Source organism: Pseudomonas sp. C9D1, assembly GCF_056491235.1.
In genome coordinates this window covers 677,857-692,399 of the sequence record NZ_JBSZIE010000001.1, presented here as the reverse complement: position 1 = coordinate 692,399, position 14,543 = coordinate 677,857, and the positions used below count along the sequence as shown (strand labels likewise).

At 68.0% G+C, this 14,543-nt stretch carries 14 protein-coding genes; 8 read left to right on the top strand and 6 right to left on the bottom strand.

What is annotated here, in order from left to right; translation table 11 throughout:
• The first annotated feature begins 65 nt into the window (after positions 1 to 65).
• The 6 genes from ACXI0U_RS03230 to ACXI0U_RS03205 are packed head-to-tail and all read left to right on the top strand — an operon-like array spanning position 66 to position 7,112.
• The gene (locus ACXI0U_RS03230; RefSeq protein ID WP_021218052.1) at positions 66 to 803 is read left to right on the top strand and encodes an RDD family protein; all 738 of its coding nucleotides are present in this window, start codon (positions 66 to 68) and stop codon (positions 801 to 803) included.
• Positions 800 to 1,777 (top strand): stage II sporulation protein M, encoded by a 978-nt coding sequence (locus tag ACXI0U_RS03225; protein WP_479549722.1) that lies wholly within the window; start codon positions 800 to 802, stop codon positions 1,775 to 1,777. Before ACXI0U_RS03230 ends, ACXI0U_RS03225 begins: the two co-directional genes overlap by 4 nt.
• The gene (locus ACXI0U_RS03220; RefSeq protein ID WP_479549721.1) at positions 1,764 to 3,365 is read left to right on the top strand and encodes a DUF4129 domain-containing protein; all 1,602 of its coding nucleotides are present in this window, start codon (positions 1,764 to 1,766) and stop codon (positions 3,363 to 3,365) included. Before ACXI0U_RS03225 ends, ACXI0U_RS03220 begins: the two co-directional genes overlap by 14 nt.
• Positions 3,362 to 4,663, top strand: coding sequence for a DUF4350 domain-containing protein (locus tag ACXI0U_RS03215; protein WP_431483615.1), 1,302 nt, complete (start codon positions 3,362 to 3,364; stop codon positions 4,661 to 4,663). Before ACXI0U_RS03220 ends, ACXI0U_RS03215 begins: the two co-directional genes overlap by 4 nt.
• Positions 4,660 to 5,784 carry an AAA family ATPase gene (locus tag ACXI0U_RS03210; protein ID WP_021218056.1) on the top strand — a complete coding sequence of 375 codons (1,125 nt, stop codon included), beginning with the start codon at positions 4,660 to 4,662 and terminating at the stop codon, positions 5,782 to 5,784. Before ACXI0U_RS03215 ends, ACXI0U_RS03210 begins: the two co-directional genes overlap by 4 nt.
• Positions 5,781 to 7,112, top strand: coding sequence for a DUF58 domain-containing protein (locus ACXI0U_RS03205; RefSeq protein WP_479549720.1), 1,332 nt, complete (start codon positions 5,781 to 5,783; stop codon positions 7,110 to 7,112). The genes ACXI0U_RS03210 and ACXI0U_RS03205 overlap by 4 nt, the downstream gene beginning before the upstream one ends.
• Before the next feature lie 280 nt (positions 7,113 to 7,392).
• Here the strand turns inward: ACXI0U_RS03205 and ACXI0U_RS03200 are convergent, their stop codons facing one another.
• The 3 genes from ACXI0U_RS03200 to ACXI0U_RS03190 all read right to left on the bottom strand — a co-directional run bounded on the left by ACXI0U_RS03200 (position 7,393) and on the right by ACXI0U_RS03190 (position 8,696).
• The gene (locus ACXI0U_RS03200; RefSeq protein ID WP_021218058.1) at positions 7,393 to 7,752 is read right to left on the bottom strand and encodes a PilZ domain-containing protein; all 360 of its coding nucleotides are present in this window, start codon (positions 7,750 to 7,752) and stop codon (positions 7,393 to 7,395) included.
• 62 nt (positions 7,753 to 7,814) lie between these two features.
• The gene (locus ACXI0U_RS03195) at positions 7,815 to 8,237 is read right to left on the bottom strand and encodes a DUF4124 domain-containing protein (protein WP_021218059.1); all 423 of its coding nucleotides are present in this window, start codon (positions 8,235 to 8,237) and stop codon (positions 7,815 to 7,817) included.
• Positions 8,238 to 8,321: 84 nt separating this feature from the next.
• Positions 8,322 to 8,696 (bottom strand): tetratricopeptide repeat protein, encoded by a 375-nt coding sequence (locus ACXI0U_RS03190; RefSeq protein WP_021218060.1) that lies wholly within the window; start codon positions 8,694 to 8,696, stop codon positions 8,322 to 8,324.
• Positions 8,697 to 8,856: 160 nt separating this feature from the next.
• Between ACXI0U_RS03190 and ACXI0U_RS03185 the strand changes: the two genes are divergently transcribed.
• Positions 8,857 to 9,660 carry an outer membrane assembly lipoprotein YfiO gene (locus ACXI0U_RS03185; protein ID WP_423498375.1) on the top strand — a complete coding sequence of 268 codons (804 nt, stop codon included), beginning with the start codon at positions 8,857 to 8,859 and terminating at the stop codon, positions 9,658 to 9,660.
• An 87-nt stretch (positions 9,661 to 9,747) separates the two neighbouring features.
• A complete protein-coding gene (pyk, locus tag ACXI0U_RS03180; protein ID WP_043242507.1) occupies positions 9,748 to 11,199 on the top strand; it encodes a pyruvate kinase in 1,452 nt (483 codons plus the stop codon).
• 306 nt (positions 11,200 to 11,505) lie between these two features.
• Here the strand turns inward: pyk and ACXI0U_RS03175 are convergent, their stop codons facing one another.
• The 3 genes from ACXI0U_RS03175 to ACXI0U_RS03165 are packed head-to-tail and all read right to left on the bottom strand — an operon-like array spanning position 11,506 to position 14,362.
• Positions 11,506 to 12,279: an enoyl-CoA hydratase gene (locus tag ACXI0U_RS03175; protein ID WP_043242505.1), complete on the bottom strand. Its 774-nt coding sequence runs from the start codon at positions 12,277 to 12,279 to the stop codon at positions 11,506 to 11,508.
• A 24-nt stretch (positions 12,280 to 12,303) separates the two neighbouring features.
• Positions 12,304 to 13,242 (bottom strand): iron-sulfur-binding ferredoxin reductase, encoded by a 939-nt coding sequence (locus ACXI0U_RS03170; protein ID WP_374979992.1) that lies wholly within the window; start codon positions 13,240 to 13,242, stop codon positions 12,304 to 12,306.
• Entirely contained in the window at positions 13,235 to 14,362 is a 1,128-nt protein-coding gene (locus ACXI0U_RS03165; RefSeq protein WP_031287450.1) for a GGDEF domain-containing protein, read from the bottom strand. The genes ACXI0U_RS03170 and ACXI0U_RS03165 overlap by 8 nt, the downstream gene beginning before the upstream one ends.
• Positions 14,363 to 14,543 lie beyond the last annotated feature (181 nt).

Sequence of the window (14,543 nt, the reverse complement as noted above, 5' to 3'; positions counted from 1 at the left end):
GCGGGTCGGTTGCCTCGCCAAGTGATGCTCCGCTAGCATCGTGGTTTCCCCAACGCAGTCGACCCATGACATCGACGTCCCGCAGCACCAGCCCATACGGAAATGAGCAGGGTCAGTCCGCCCCCCTGGACACCCGCTACCAGGTGGAAACGCCCGAGGGCATCGACCTCGTGCTGCGCCCCGCCAGCCTCCTGCCCCGCGCCCTGGCCTATACCGTGGACCTGCTGATCCGCGGCATCCTGCTACTGGTGCTCTACTCGGTGTTCCTCCTGCTCGGGCAGTTCGGCATGGGCCTGGGCCTGATCGTCACCTTCCTCGTCACCTGGTGGTACATGGTGCTGTTCGAGGTGCTCAACCAGGGCCGCTCCCCCGGCAAGCAGCTGATGGGGCTGCGCGTAGTCCACGACGACGGCACGCCGGTGGGCTGGTCCTCGTCCCTGGTGCGCAACCTGCTGCGCTTCGTCGACATCCTGCCCTTCGGCTACGCCCTGGGCATCATCAGCACCCTGACGCACCCCGCCTTCAAGCGCCTCGGCGACCTCGCCGCCGGCACCCTGGTGGTCTACCGCGAAGACAAACCCTCGCGCCCGCAACTGCCGGACGCCGAGCCCCAGCGTGCGCCCTTCATCCTGAGCCTCGCCGAGCAGCGCGCCATCCTCGGTTATGCCGAGCGCCAGGGCGGCCTCTCCAGCGGGCGCCGCGCCGAGCTGGCGGGCATCCTCGCCGAGCCGCTGGAGGTCCCGGCCGAGCAGGCCGAGGCCCGCCTCAACGGCATCGCCAGGAGCCTACTGGGAAGCCCATGAAACAAAGCCTTTTCGAACGTCGCCACCAGGCCGACTGGGAACGCTTCGGCGCCCAGCTCGACGCCCTGGAGCGTGGCAAGGCCGAAGCCAAGTCCTGCGAGGGCTTCGCCGCCGACTACCGCCACCTCTGCCAGCAGCTGGCCCTCGCCCAGGAGCGCGGCTACAGCAGCCATCTGATCGACCAGCTGCAGCAACTGGCCATGCGTGGCCACCAGCAGTTCTACCGCCACCGCAGCCACCTCGGCGCGCAGATCGTCGGCTTCGTGCTCGGCGGCTTCCCGCGCCTGGTGCGCGAGCAGTGGCGCAGCATCCTCATCGCCAGCCTGCTGTTCTACGTGAGCCTGGCGGTAATGGGCGTGCTGGTGCACCAGTTCCCCGACCTGGTCTACAGCGTGGTGCCGCCGGACCAGGTGGCCGAGATGGAATCCATGTACGAGCCCGACGCCCACCGCATCGGCGCCAGCGAGCGCGACTCCGGCGACGACTGGATGATGTTCGGCCACTACATCATGAACAACATCGGCATCGCCTTTCAGACCTACGCCAGCGGCCTGCTCTTCGGCCTCGGCAGCCTGTTCTTCCTGTTCTTCAACGGCCTGATGATCGGCGCCGTGGCCGGGCACCTGACCCAGGTCGGCTACGGCGAGACCTTCTGGTCCTTTGTCATCGGCCACGGCTCCTTCGAGCTCACCGCCATCACCTTCGCCGGTGCCGCCGGCCTGCAGCTGGGCTGGGCGCTGCTCGCCCCCGGGCGGATGACCCGCGCCGAATCCCTGCGCCTGGCCGCCACCCACAGCGTCAAACTCATTGCCGGCGCCATGCTGATGCTCCTGATCGCCGCGTTCATCGAGGCCTACTGGTCGTCCATGACCTTCACCACGCCCAAGGTGAAGTACATCGTGGGTGCCTGCCTGTGGCTGCTGCTCGGCAGCTATTTCTGCTTCGCCGGTCGGAGTCGCCATGCGCCTGACTGATGCCAGCGTCGCCATCCGCCCGCGCAGCGCCTGGGAAGCCATGGACCTCGGCGTGCTGCTCGCCCGACGCCACATGGGCCTGCTCATGGCCAGCTGGGCGCTGGTCACCCTGCCGGTGTTCCTGCTGCTGTGCCTGGTGCTGTGGAATTACTCCGGCTGGGCGATCTTCATCTTCTGGCTGCTCAAGCCCGCCTTCGAGCGCCTGCCGCTATACATCCTTTCCCGCGCGCTGTTCGGCGACACGCCAACGCTCAAGGAAGCGCTCAAGGCCTTCCCGCGCCTGCTCAAGCCGCAGCTGATCGCCAGCCTCACCTGGCGCCGCTTCAGCCCCACGCGCAGCTTCGACATGCCGGTGATGCAGCTCGAAGGCCTCTCCGGCGCGGCGCGCAGCCAGCGCCTGGTGGTGCTCGGCCAGCGCGATGCCGGTGGCGCCACCTGGCTCACCATCATCGGCATGCACCTGGAAACGGCGCTGTGGATGGGCCTGATCACCCTGCTCTACCTGATGCTGCCGCAGCAGGTGGTGGCCGACTGGGACTGGCAGAAACTGCTGCAACAGGCCGAAGGCGACTGGGTATGGCTGGAGCACCTGTCCAACAGCCTGTACTTCTTCGTGCTGATGATCTGGGAACCGGTCTACGTCGCCTGCGGCTTCACCCTCTACCTGAACCGCCGCACCGCCCTGGAAGCCTGGGACATCGAACTGGTGTTCCGCCGCCTGCGCCAGCGCCTCACCGGCCTCGCCTACGCCCTGGTGCTGGGCATGGGCGTGCTCCTGGTCACCGCCCTGCCCGCCCAACCGGTGCTGGCCGACGAAACCGCCAGCAGCTGCCCGATCCCGGTGGAAGACCCCGACGGCCCCGACGCCCCGCGTCTTCTCCACCAGGAGCTGACCAGCCAGGCCTCCAGCGAAAGCATCGCCAAGCTGCTGGATGAGCCGCCCTTCGAGAACCGCGAGACGGTGACCCGCTGGCGCTTCCCGGATGCCGAGGCCAAGGACAAGAAGAAAGAAGAACTCTCCAAGGAAGACGCGGAAAGCCTCACCGACTTCATCAAGGGCCTGTTCAAGCTGGCCGAGCTGTGGAACAGCACCAGCTGGCTGGCGCTGGTGATCAAGGTGCTGCTGTGGGGTCTGCTGTTCAGCCTCATCGCCCTGATCATCTGGCGCTACCGTGAATGGCTCGCCACCTTCGCCGGCAATATCGGCCTGCCGAAACGCCGGCGCCGCGAGGCACCGCTGCAGCTGTTCGGCCTGGAAGTGGCCCCCGAGACCCTGCCCGACGACGTCGCCAGCGAAGCCGAGCGGCTCTGGGCCGAGCACCCGCGCGAGGCCCTCGGCCTGCTCTACCGCGCCCTGCTCAGCCACCTGCTCCATGATTTCCGCCTGCCGCTCAAGGGCTCCCACACCGAAGGCGAAGTGCTGCGCATGGTGCAGAACCTGCAGCGTGAGGAGCTGGGACGCTTCGCTCAGGTCCTCACCCGCCACTGGCAGAACCTCGCCTACGGCCACCAGCTGCCACCGGAGAGCCTCAAGCGTGGCCTCTGTGAAGGCTGGCGCCGCCTGGTCGCCACGGGAGCCAGCGCATGAGCCGTCGTGGAGGTTTCATCTTCGGTGCCCTGCTCTTCCTGCTGCTGGGCCTGTTCCTCATCTGGCTGCTGAACAAGATCGAGCCCTATCAGGAAACCATCGCCCACGGGGCTTCGCCCGAGGCGCGCAGCAACATCTACCTCGCTGCCGAGAGCTACCTGCGCAAGCAGGGCCTGACGGTGGCGCACGCCGATGGCCTGGAAGTGCTCAACGACCTGCCCGCCGCCGGCCACACCCTGTTGCTGCTGGCCGACCGCAGCCGCATGACCCCACGCCAGGCCGACCGCGTGCTGGACTGGGCAGCCAAGGGCGGCCACCTGCTGTTCGTCGCCGAAGCCCTCTACGACGAGGACGACGGCAAGAGCGGTGACCTGCTGCTGGACCGCCTCGGCGTGCAGCAATACGAAAGCGAGGACCTCGACGAAGAGGACAGCGAGGACGCCGAGCAGAGCGAAGCGACCGAGAGCGAGGAAGACGCCGCCACCGAGGAGGACGTCGAAAGCGACGCGGCCGAGGATGACCAGCAACAGGCCCAGGGCGAGGAAGAAGCCCCGGCCGAGGCCGACGCAGAGCCCGAGGACGAAGACCGCTACCCCGAGCTGACCAAGCTCTACCTGGAAAACGAGGACGCGCCGGCCTACATCGACTTCGACACCGGCTTCCACCTCTACGACAGCGAAGACCGCGCCCACGCCTGGGCCAACAGCGGCAACGCCACCCACATGCTGCAGATGAACCATGGCGACGGCCTGGTCACCGTGCTCACCGACAGCTGGATCTGGCAGAACAACAACATCGCCAGCCACGACAATGCCTGGCTGCTCTGGTATCTGACCCAGGACACCAGCGTGACCCTGCTCTACCGCGCCGAGCGCGATGACCTGCCCGCCCTGCTGCTGCGCAACTTCCCCGAAGCGCTGGCGGCCCTGGCCCTGCTCATCGCCCTGGTGCTGTGGCACGTCGGCCGTCGCCAGGGGCCGCAACTGGCACCGGCCAGCCGCTCGCGCCGCCAGCTGGAAGAACACCTGCGCGCCAGCGCCGACTTCCTCATGCGGCGCAGCGGCAAGCAGGTGCTGCTGCAAGGCCTGCAGCGCGACATCCTGCGTCGCGCGCGGCGCCGTCACCCCGGTTTCGAACGACTCGCCGTGGCCGAGCAATGGCAGGTGCTCAGCCGCCTGACCCGCATGCCCACCGCCGCCATCAGCCAGGCCATGCGGCCGCTGCCCAAGCAGCGCCTCAGCGCCTCCGAATTCACCCGCCAGGTCGCCCACCTGCAAAGCCTCAGGAATGCCCTATGAGCGAACAGACGCCCGATCAGCCGATCAACGATGAAGCCGAAGGCCTGAACCTGGACCTTTCCGACGTCACCCCCGAAGCCCCGGCCCCCGTAGCCGCTGCCGTGCAGCCCAGCGAGCCCGCCCAGGCGCCGGCCGCCCCTGCCGCGCCCTCGGCAGCCAGCAGCCAGCGCCAGCGCGCCAGCCAGCTGGCCCAGGCCCTGCGCCAGGAACTGCAGAAGGCCGTGGTCGGCCAGACCGCCGTCATCGACGACGTGCTCACCGCCCTGATCGGCGCCGGCCACGTGCTGGTGGAAGGCGTGCCGGGCCTGGGCAAGACCCTGCTGGTCCGCGCCCTGGCGCGCTGCTTCGGCGGCGAGTTCTCGCGCATCCAGTTCACCCCGGACCTGATGCCCAGCGACGTCACCGGCCACGCCGTGTACGACATGCAGAGCGAGCAGTTCAAGCTGCGCAAGGGCCCGGTGTTCACCAACCTGCTGCTGGCGGACGAAATCAACCGCGCCCCGGCCAAGACCCAGGCCGCGCTGCTGGAAGTGATGCAGGAGCGCCAGGTCACCCTCGAAGGCCGCGCCCTGCCGGTGCCGCTGCCCTTCCTGGTCATGGCCACCCAGAACCCCATCGAGCAGGAAGGCACCTACCCGCTGCCGGAAGCCGAGCTCGACCGCTTCATGCTCAAGCTGCGCATGGACTACCCCGAGGCCAACGAAGAGCTCGCCCTGGTGCGCCAGGTGACCCGCTCCGCCCGTGCCGACATGCTGGAGGTGGCGCCCCTGCGCACCCTGCTGCAGGCCAAGGACGTGCAAGCCCTGCAACGCATCGCCAGCGAACTGCCCATGGACGACCAGGTGCTCGACTACGCCGTGCGCCTGGCCCGTGCCACCCGTACCTGGCCGGGCTTGGCCCTGGGTGCCGGCCCGCGCGCCTCCATCGCCCTGGTCCGTGGCGGTCGCGCCCGCGCCCTGCTGCGCGGCGGCGACTTCGTGCTGCCCGATGACGTGAAGAGCTGCGCCCTGGCGGTGCTGCGCCACCGCGTACGGCTGTCGCCGGAGCTGGATATCGAAGGCCAGTCCGTGGACCAGGTCCTGCAACAACTGCTGGAACAGGTGCCGGCGCCGCGCCTATGAAACCATCGCGCATCCTGCTCGGCCTGATCGCCGGCCTGCTGGCCATGGCGCTAGTCCTGGGCACCCTGCACGCCCTTGGCACCAAGCTGCCGGAACAGCTGCGCCTGCTCTGGTGGGGGCTGCTCTGCGCCCTCGCCCTGCTCGCCGTGCTCGATGCGCTGTGGCTGCGCCGCCTGCCTTCACCCGCGCTGGAACGCCAGCTGCCGGGCAACCTGTCCCTGGGCCGCTGGGGCGAGGTGCGCCTGCGCGTGCACCATGCCTTCACCCGCGCCCTGCAGCTCAAGGTCTTCGACCATGTGCCGGCGGGGATGGACACCGAGTTCCTGCCGCAATCCGTGGCCCTGCACCCGGGCGAGGTCACCGAGTTTGGCTACCGCGTGCGCCCGCTGCAGCGCGGCCGCTTCGCCTTCCCCCTGTGCGAGGTGGAGCTGCCCAGCCCCCTGGGCCTGTGGGGCCAGCGCCGCTACCTCGACCTGCCGGGCGAGACCCGCGTCTACCCGGACTTCGCCCGCCTCTACGGCGCCCAGCTGATGGCGGTGGACGACTGGCTCAGCCAGCTCGGCGTGCGCCAGCGTCCGCGTCGCGGCCTGGGCCTGGAGTTCCACCAGCTGCGTGAATTCCGCGATGGCGACACCCTGCGCCAGATCGACTGGAAGGCCACCGCGCGCAAGCGCACGCCCATCGCCCGTGAATACCAGGACGAGCGCGACCAGCAGATCGTCTTCATGCTCGACTGCGGCCGCCGCATGCGCAGCCAGGACGGCGACCTCTCGCACTTCGACCACGCCCTCAACGCCAGCCTGCTGCTCAGCTACGTGGCCCTGCGCCAGGGCGACGCGGTGGGCCTCAGCACCTTCGCCGGCGACCAGCAGCGCTACCTCGCGCCGGTCAAGGGCCCGGCCCAGTTGAGCGTATTGCTCAACGCCGTCTACGACCTCGAGAGCACCCAGCGCCCGGCCGACTTCGGCGCCGCGATCGACGCCCTGCTGGCACGCCAGCGCCGCCGCGCCCTGGTGGTGCTGGTGACCAACCTGCGCGATGAAGACGACGATGAGCTGATGGCCGCGGTCAAGCGCCTCGGTCGCCATCACCGGGTGCTGATCGCCAGCCTGCGGGAAGAAGTGCTGGACGCCCTGCGCCAGGAGCCGGTGCAAGGCTTCGAGCAGGCGCTGTCCTACTGCGGCACGGTGGACTACCTAAACGCCCGCGCCAGCCTGCACGAGCGCCTGGCTGCCCACGACGTCCCGGTGCTCGACTGCCGCCCCGGCGAACTCGGCCCCGAACTGGTCGGCCGCTACCTGGCCTGGAAAAAGGCCGGCGTGCTCTAACCCCCATCAGGGCACAACCGCACCCGTATGCTTGATTCCGGGGCTACGGACTGCTTGAGCGCAACCGTAGGATGGGTAGAGCGAAGCGAAAACCATGCGGCTCAATCCCCGGGCTGAAGCCCAGGCTACGGCTCTGGTGGAGGTAAAAAGCGACCTCCACCCTACGCAATGGTCAGCTCCGCACGCACAACCGCAGGGCGGGTGAACCCCACGTGGCACCGTGCGTGGATCCCATAAGCTGCCGCCGCGCCTGAAGCGCAGCGGCTAACGCCGGGCACGGCTACGCCGACGCGGCGAGGGGACGAAAGCTGAAGTAGTGGCGCAGCGCCTCGACCATCTCCACGTATTCCGGCGGCGGTGCCACCAGGGCGAAGCCCGAGTCGAAGTTGCCGGGGTTGACGTCTTCCCGGCTCCATTGGCAGGTCGCGTAGAAATCGATGAAGTGCTGCTGGCCGTCATGCCCCGGAATCTTCAGGCGCATGTCGAAACGGGCCCCCACCAGCATCGGTAGCTGGCTGATCAGCATCAGGCCTTCGAGGGAAACGTTTCCCAGATAGCCCATGGGCTTGTCGGTGATGCGATTGAAGACCTTCAGGTAATAGGGCAGCTGGTGGCGTTCTATTCGGCGTTGGCTACGCATGATGGCGAATCGCTATTGATGGCCGTTCAGTATGGCCTCACTACTGCACTCGAACCAAGTAATTAACCGCAGTGCTCACTGATTTCCGCAGTCAATTTACGACGGGCGGCGTCGATCTCGCCGTCGCTGTAATACTGGCGCTCACCCTTTCCATCGACACGATAGAACTTAGCGCCGTCGCGAAGCTGGGCAAGGTTACCGCGTAACGTGTTGCATTGCTTCTGGCGCTCGCCGCGAGCATCCGCCGCCTTGCGCTCGGCCTGCGCCTGTTCCTGGCGGCGGGCATCGAAGAACTGCTCGGCACGTTGCTCACGCTCGCGGGTGGCCTCGTCACGCTCCACCACCTGCGGCTTGACCTCCACCTGCTGCGCGCCGGCCTGGGGTCGCTCGCTGAAATGCACCTGGCCGCTGGCGTCCGTCCAGCGGTAGATCTCCGCGCTCGCCAGCCCTGGCAGCAGGATGACCGCGAAAAGCAGGTGACGCATGGAGCCCCTCCCGGAAACAAAGGCCAAGCTTAGCGCTGGCCGGTCGCCACTCAAGCGAGCCACGACCGACGGTCGAAACGCCGGTCAGAGCGACGCCGGGGTGGCCTTGGCCGGTGAGCCGGTGTTGATCTGGCCGAGCTTCTCCAGGGTCTCCAGGCGCGCACGGGCGCGGTAGGCATACTCGCTGGTGGGGTAGCGGCCGATGATGAAGTTGTAGGTCTGCTGGGCATCCACGAACAGGCTCTGGCGCTCCAGGCACTGGCCGCGCAGCAGGGAGATCTCCGGCTGCATATAGGCCCGCGAGCGGCTCTTGCGCTCGGCCTGGGACAGCTCGAGCATGGCCGTTTCGCAGTCGCCCTCGTCGTAGGCGTGGTAGGCATTGTTCAGGTGATGGTCCAGCGACCAGCGGGTGCAACCGGCAAGGCCGGCGAGCAGGGCCAGGATGATCAGCGTGCGCATGGGTAAGTCCTCCGTTGGCGAGTATATCGGCGCTCACGGAAATTTCTGCAGCGCCATCCGGCGGAGTGCGGGCACAACCTCCGATGGGACTTGCAGCCCGTCGCCCCGGCCCAGGCGAAGCGGCTGCTAGACTCGCCCAAACCCCGCCCCCGGAGCCTCCATGCAGCCCATCCGCCCTGCCCTGCTGTGCACCCTCCTGCTGCTTGGCGCCTGCGCCCCCACCACCCCGCTGTTCATCGCCCAGATCACCACCAACGAAGCGGTGGAATACAAGGTGCTGAAGAACAACCGCATGGCCGCGGCGGTGGAAGAGGATGGCGACCTGCTCACCTACAGCGCCATGGCCATCCGCGATGGCACCAGCGCCGAGGCCGAGAAGCTCTACCTCACCGGTTACCAGGATCGCCAGTTCAGCGACGAGGTGCGTGCCATCTCGCTCTACCAGATCGGCCTGATCTACATGAGCCGCTACAACGACCAGCGCGATGACACCAAGGCGCTCAACCGCTTCTACCAGATCACCAACGAGTTCCCCGGCACCCGCGCCGCCGAACGCGCCGAGGCGCGCATCCTGGTGATCCGCCAGCGTGCCGACGAGCCGGTGCACAAGACCGCCCGCGAGCTGCTGGCCGACTGGAAGCCCAGCCAGAACCTCGACCTCTACCGCAGCGACCTCGACCCGGACATGACCCTGCTGTCGCGCCGCGCCGTGCTCAAGGACCGCGTCGACGAAGCCGAGCAGCTGTATTCCCTCGCCCTGGGCGACGCCCATGTGCAGCCCGACATCAAGGCCCGCTCGCTGTACCAGATGGCGCTGATGAACCTGGCCCCGGCCAACCCCCGCGCCGACCGTGGCCGCGCCATCGGCTACCTGCGCCGCCTGCTCGCCGAGTTCCCCGATGCCGAGCAGGCCGAGAATGCCGCCCGGCACCTGGACCAGGCGCTGAATCCCGGCGTGAAATAACCCCGGCAAAGGGTAGTGAAGAGGAACAATGACTACAGGTTGCGAGCGGTGTAGCCTCGGGCTCTGCTTGAAAAATGGAGCCTTCGCATGTCCCTTCGCCGCACCAAGATAGTCGCCACCCTCGGCCCAGCCAGCAACTCGCCCGAGGTGCTGGAACAACTGATCCTCGCCGGTATCGACGTTGCCCGCCTGAACTTCTCCCACGGCACCCCCGACGAGCACAAGGCGCGCGCCCGCCTGGTCCGCGAGCTGGCAGCCAAGCACGGCCGTTTCGTGGCGCTGCTGGGCGACCTGCAAGGCCCGAAGATCCGCATCGCCAAGTTCGAAGGCAAGCGCATCGAACTGGAAGCCGGCGACAAATTCCGCTTCTCCGTCACCCACCCGCGTGAAGCCGGCAACCAGGACGTGGTCGGCATTGACTACCCGGACCTGATCAAGGACTGCGGTATCGGCGACGAACTGCTGCTGGACGACGGCCGCGTGGTCATGCGCGTCGACGCCACCACCGCCGACGAACTGCACTGCACCGTGCTCATCGGTGGCCCGCTGTCGGACCACAAGGGCATCAACCGTCGTGGCGGCGGCCTCACCGCACCGGCCCTGACCGCCAAGGACAAGGCCGACATCAAGCTGGCCGCCGAGATGGAGCTGGACTACCTGGCCGTCTCCTTCCCCCGTGACGCCGCCGACATGGAACTGGCCCGCCGCCTGCGCGACGAAGCCGGTGGCAGCGCCTGGCTGGTGGCCAAGATCGAACGCGCCGAAGCCGTGGCCGACGACGAAGCCCTGGACGGCCTGATCCGCGCCAGCGACGCCGTGATGGTGGCCCGTGGCGACCTGGGCGTGGAGATCGGCGACGCCGAGCTGGTGGGCATCCAGAAGAAGATCATTCTGCACGCCCGTCGCTACAACAAGGCCGTGATCACCGCGACCCAGATGATGGAGTCGATGATCCACAGCCCCATGCCGACCCGCGCCGAAGTCTCCGACGTAGCCAACGCCGCGCTGGACTACACGGACGCCGTGATGCTCTCCGCCGAGAGCGCCGCCGGTGAATACCCGGTGGAAGCGGTGCAGGCCATGGCCCGCGTCTGCGTCGGTGCCGAGAAACACCCCACCAGCCAGAAATCCAGCCACCGCCTGGGGCACACCTTCAGCCGCTGCGACGAGAGCGTGGCCCTGGCGGCCATGTACACCGCCAACCACTTCCCGGGCGTGAAGGCGATCATCTGCCTCACCGAGAGCGGCTACAGCCCGCTGATCATGTCGCGCATCCGTTCCTCGGTGCCGATCTTCGCCTTCTCCCCCCACCGTGCCACCCAGGCCCGCGTCGCCCTGTTCCGTGGCGTGCAGACCGTGCCCTTCGACCCGGCCGCGCTGCCGGCCGACAAGGTCAGCCAGGCCGCGGTGGACGAACTGCTCAAGCGCGGCATCGTGCAGCAGGGCGACTGGGTCATCCTCACCAAGGGTGACAGCTACCACACCGTCGGCGGCACCAACACCATGAAGATCCTCCACGTCGGCGACCCGCTGGTGTGAGGCATCCGCAGTGAATGAAAAAGGCCGCTCGATGAGCGGTCTTTTTCGTTCAAGGGCTTGGAGGCGGCGGCGCTGCGCACCGCTTGGCGAATGAATTGCCCCTACAACATTTCCCATCAGCCGTGCGGGCATGACCGGTGTGTAGGGTGGAGGTCGCTTTTTACCTCCACCAGGCGGAGTCGATCGTGGCACCTGTGCGTGCCTGACACATCGCGTGGATGGGTTTCGCGGAGCTCGCGGAACGCCGCCCGCCCCATCCTCCGGTTGCCGGAGCGCTGTGGGGCGGGTGAAACCCGCCTGCGAGCCTCAGGCGAACTTGGAGAAGTCCGGCTTGCGGCGCTGCATGAAGGCCGAGAGCGCTTCGATGGCCTCGGGGGTGCGTAGGCGCTGACCGAACAGCTCGCCCTCTTCCATGATCACCTGGCGCAGTTCCTCGCGGCCCGGTTCGCGCATCAGGCGCTTGCTCACCGCCACGGCAGAAGGTGCCAGCTGCTCGAAACGCTGGGCCATTTCGCGGGCGCGGGCCAGGGTCTCGGCGCCGCTGTCCAGCGCCTCGTTGGCGATGCCCCAGGCCGCCGCCTGCTCGCCGGTGAAGGCTTCGCCGAGCAGCAGCAGCTGGGCGGCACGGGCGTGGCCGAGCATGCGCGGGAGGATCAGGCTGGAGCCGAACTCCGGGCACAGCCCGAGGTTGACGAAGGGCATCTTCAGCTTGGCGTCACGGGCCACGTAGACCAGGTCGCAATGCAGCAGCAGCGTGGTGCCGATGCCCACCGCCGGGCCGCTCACTGCCGCCACCACCGGCTTGGCGAAATCGAACAGCGACTTCATGAAGCGGAACACTTCACTGTCCAGCCCGGAAGGCGGCGCCTGGATGAAGTCGGCGACGTCGTTGCCGCTGGTGAAGCAGGTCTCGCTGCCGGTGATCAGCACCGCGCGTACGCTGCGGTCTTCGCCGGCCGCGTCCAGGGCATCGGCCATGGCGCCGTACATGGCGCGGGTCAGGGCGTTCATCTTGTCCGCGCGTTGCATGCGGATGGTCAGCAGGCCCTGGTCACGTTCCAGGTGGATGTGCTCGCTCATGGTGGCTCCTAGGCGGTGGCCGCCTTAGAAGGAGCGGCTCAGGAATACGTCGGCCAGCAGTTGGTTGCGTGGCACGCCGGCCAGATAGAGGCGGCGCGCGAAGTCTTCGACGCTGGCGGGGCTGCCGCAGAGTAAGGCGACGGTCTGGCGCGAAACAAGCCGGAGATCGGCCAAAACACCTTGCAGCTGCGCCGGGGTCGTCAGTTCGACGCGCAGGCTGTCGTGGCGCGCGGCCAGGGCCTGCAGGGGCTCGGCGAGGTAATGCGCGGCCGGGTCATGGGCCAGGTGAATGAGGCGTATCGCGCCCTGGTGATGCTGGCGCAAGGCCTCGCGGAGAATGCCCCAGAGCGGCGCCAGGCCGGTGCCCGAGGCGAGGATCAGCAGCGGGCGGCCGGCCCAGTCCGGGTCGTAGTGCAACGCGCCGCCGCGCAGTTCGCCCAGGCGCAGCGTGCCGCCGACACCCAACTGGCGCAGCGCATCGGCGAAGGCGCCGGGTTGGCGGCAGTCGATATGGAATTCCAGCCAGGGTTCCTCCCCCGGCACGCTGGCCAGGGAATAGGGCCGGGCGATGCCCTCGGCGCTCCACAGCAGCAGGTGCTGGCCGGCGCTGTAGCGCAACGGCCGTTGGGGACGCAGGCGCAGCCGCGCGACATCGCCCAGCCAGTCCAGCGCCACCACCTCGGCGGGGATGCCATCGCGTTGCGGGTCGAAGGCTTCCACCACCAGGTCGCCCACCACCTGGCACTGGCAAGCCAGGCGCCAGCCTTCGGCACGGCGCTCGGGGTCCAGCGCTTCGGGGCGGGCATCGAGCGGCTCGCCGGCCAGGCAGCGCACCAGGCAGGCATGGCAACTGCCGGCCCGGCAACTGAAGGGCACCTTGCATCCGGCGGCGTTGAGCTGGTCCAGCAGGTTGCTGGACGGTGGTACGGTCCAGCGTCTACCCGCGACCTCTATTTCAGGCACCCTGCTCCTCCCACGCAGCAGCGCAGCGGTTACGTCCGCCACGTTTGGCCCGATAGAGTGCCTGATCGGCCCGCTGCAGCGCATCATCCAGATCGTCCTGGATGCCCAGCAGCGTCATGCCGGCGGAGAGGCTCAGCCCGTCCACCTCGACGCCCACCGGCTCGGCACTGGCGAAGGCTTCGCGCAGGCGCTCGCAGCAGGCGGTGAGGCGGTCGGCATCGCAGTTGGGCAGCAGCAGGACGAACTCCTCGCCACCGTAGCGCGCCAGGGTGTCGCCATCGCGCAGGCAGGCCCGCGCCACGGCGGCGAAGGTCTGCAGCACACGGTCGCCGGCGGCGTGGCCATGAACGTCGTTGATGCGCTTGAAGTGGTCGAGATCGATCAGCGCCAGACCGTGCTGGCGACCGGGGGCCAGGCCGTCCAGCTCGCGGGTGGCCAGGCGCAGGAAATGCCGGCGGTTGAACAGCCCGGTCAGCTCGTCGGTGGCCACCAGGTCTTCCAGCTGGCGCATCATGCCGCGCAGGGTGTCCTGGTGCGCCTGCAGGGCGAAGCGGCGTTGGCGCATGCGCTGGCGCAGGGCCTGCACATAACTGGCGAACAGGGTCAGCCAGGACAGCACCACGAACAGCGCGCACACCTGCAGCACCGCCAGGGCCGGATCGGCGAGGCGCATCTGGTACGCCTCCCACAGGTTGAGCCCGGTGAAGGCGAAGAAGCCGATGGCCGCACAGCGTACGAAAACCCTGGGCTGCAGCTGGAACACGCCGAACAGCATGATCAGCACATAGACCACCAACAGTGCGCCCCGGGCGCCCTCCAGGTCGGACAGCAGCAGGGTGTGCCAGGCGAGGGCCACCAGCACCTGCGCTTCGGTCAGGCTGGGATCACGGAATTCCAGGTTGCGACCGCTAAGGAAGATGAACAGGAAGCACGCCTGCGACAGCACGATCAGCCCGCAGGCGGCCAGGGCACTGGTCATCGAGGCCTGGTACAGGTCACCCAGCACGGCGATCCAGAACAGCGCCAGGGCAAGCGCATAGGTAGCCGCCGCCATGCCGAAGCGTTTCAGCAGCAGGCTTTGCAGCGCTCTATGGGTGACCCGTTGACTCGCTGTGCTCATGGGCTCCGTCCCGTGCTGGCACGATGCCGCCACTGTACGCGCGTGATCACAAAAAACCTAGGGGACGCGCACGGGCGATCAGCGACCAAGGTCGACTGTCGGCGGGTGTGCCCGCGCTTGAGCACGCGGTATACTTCCGCGCCATTTTCACCCCCAATCAGAATGCGCGCCGGGTCGTGGT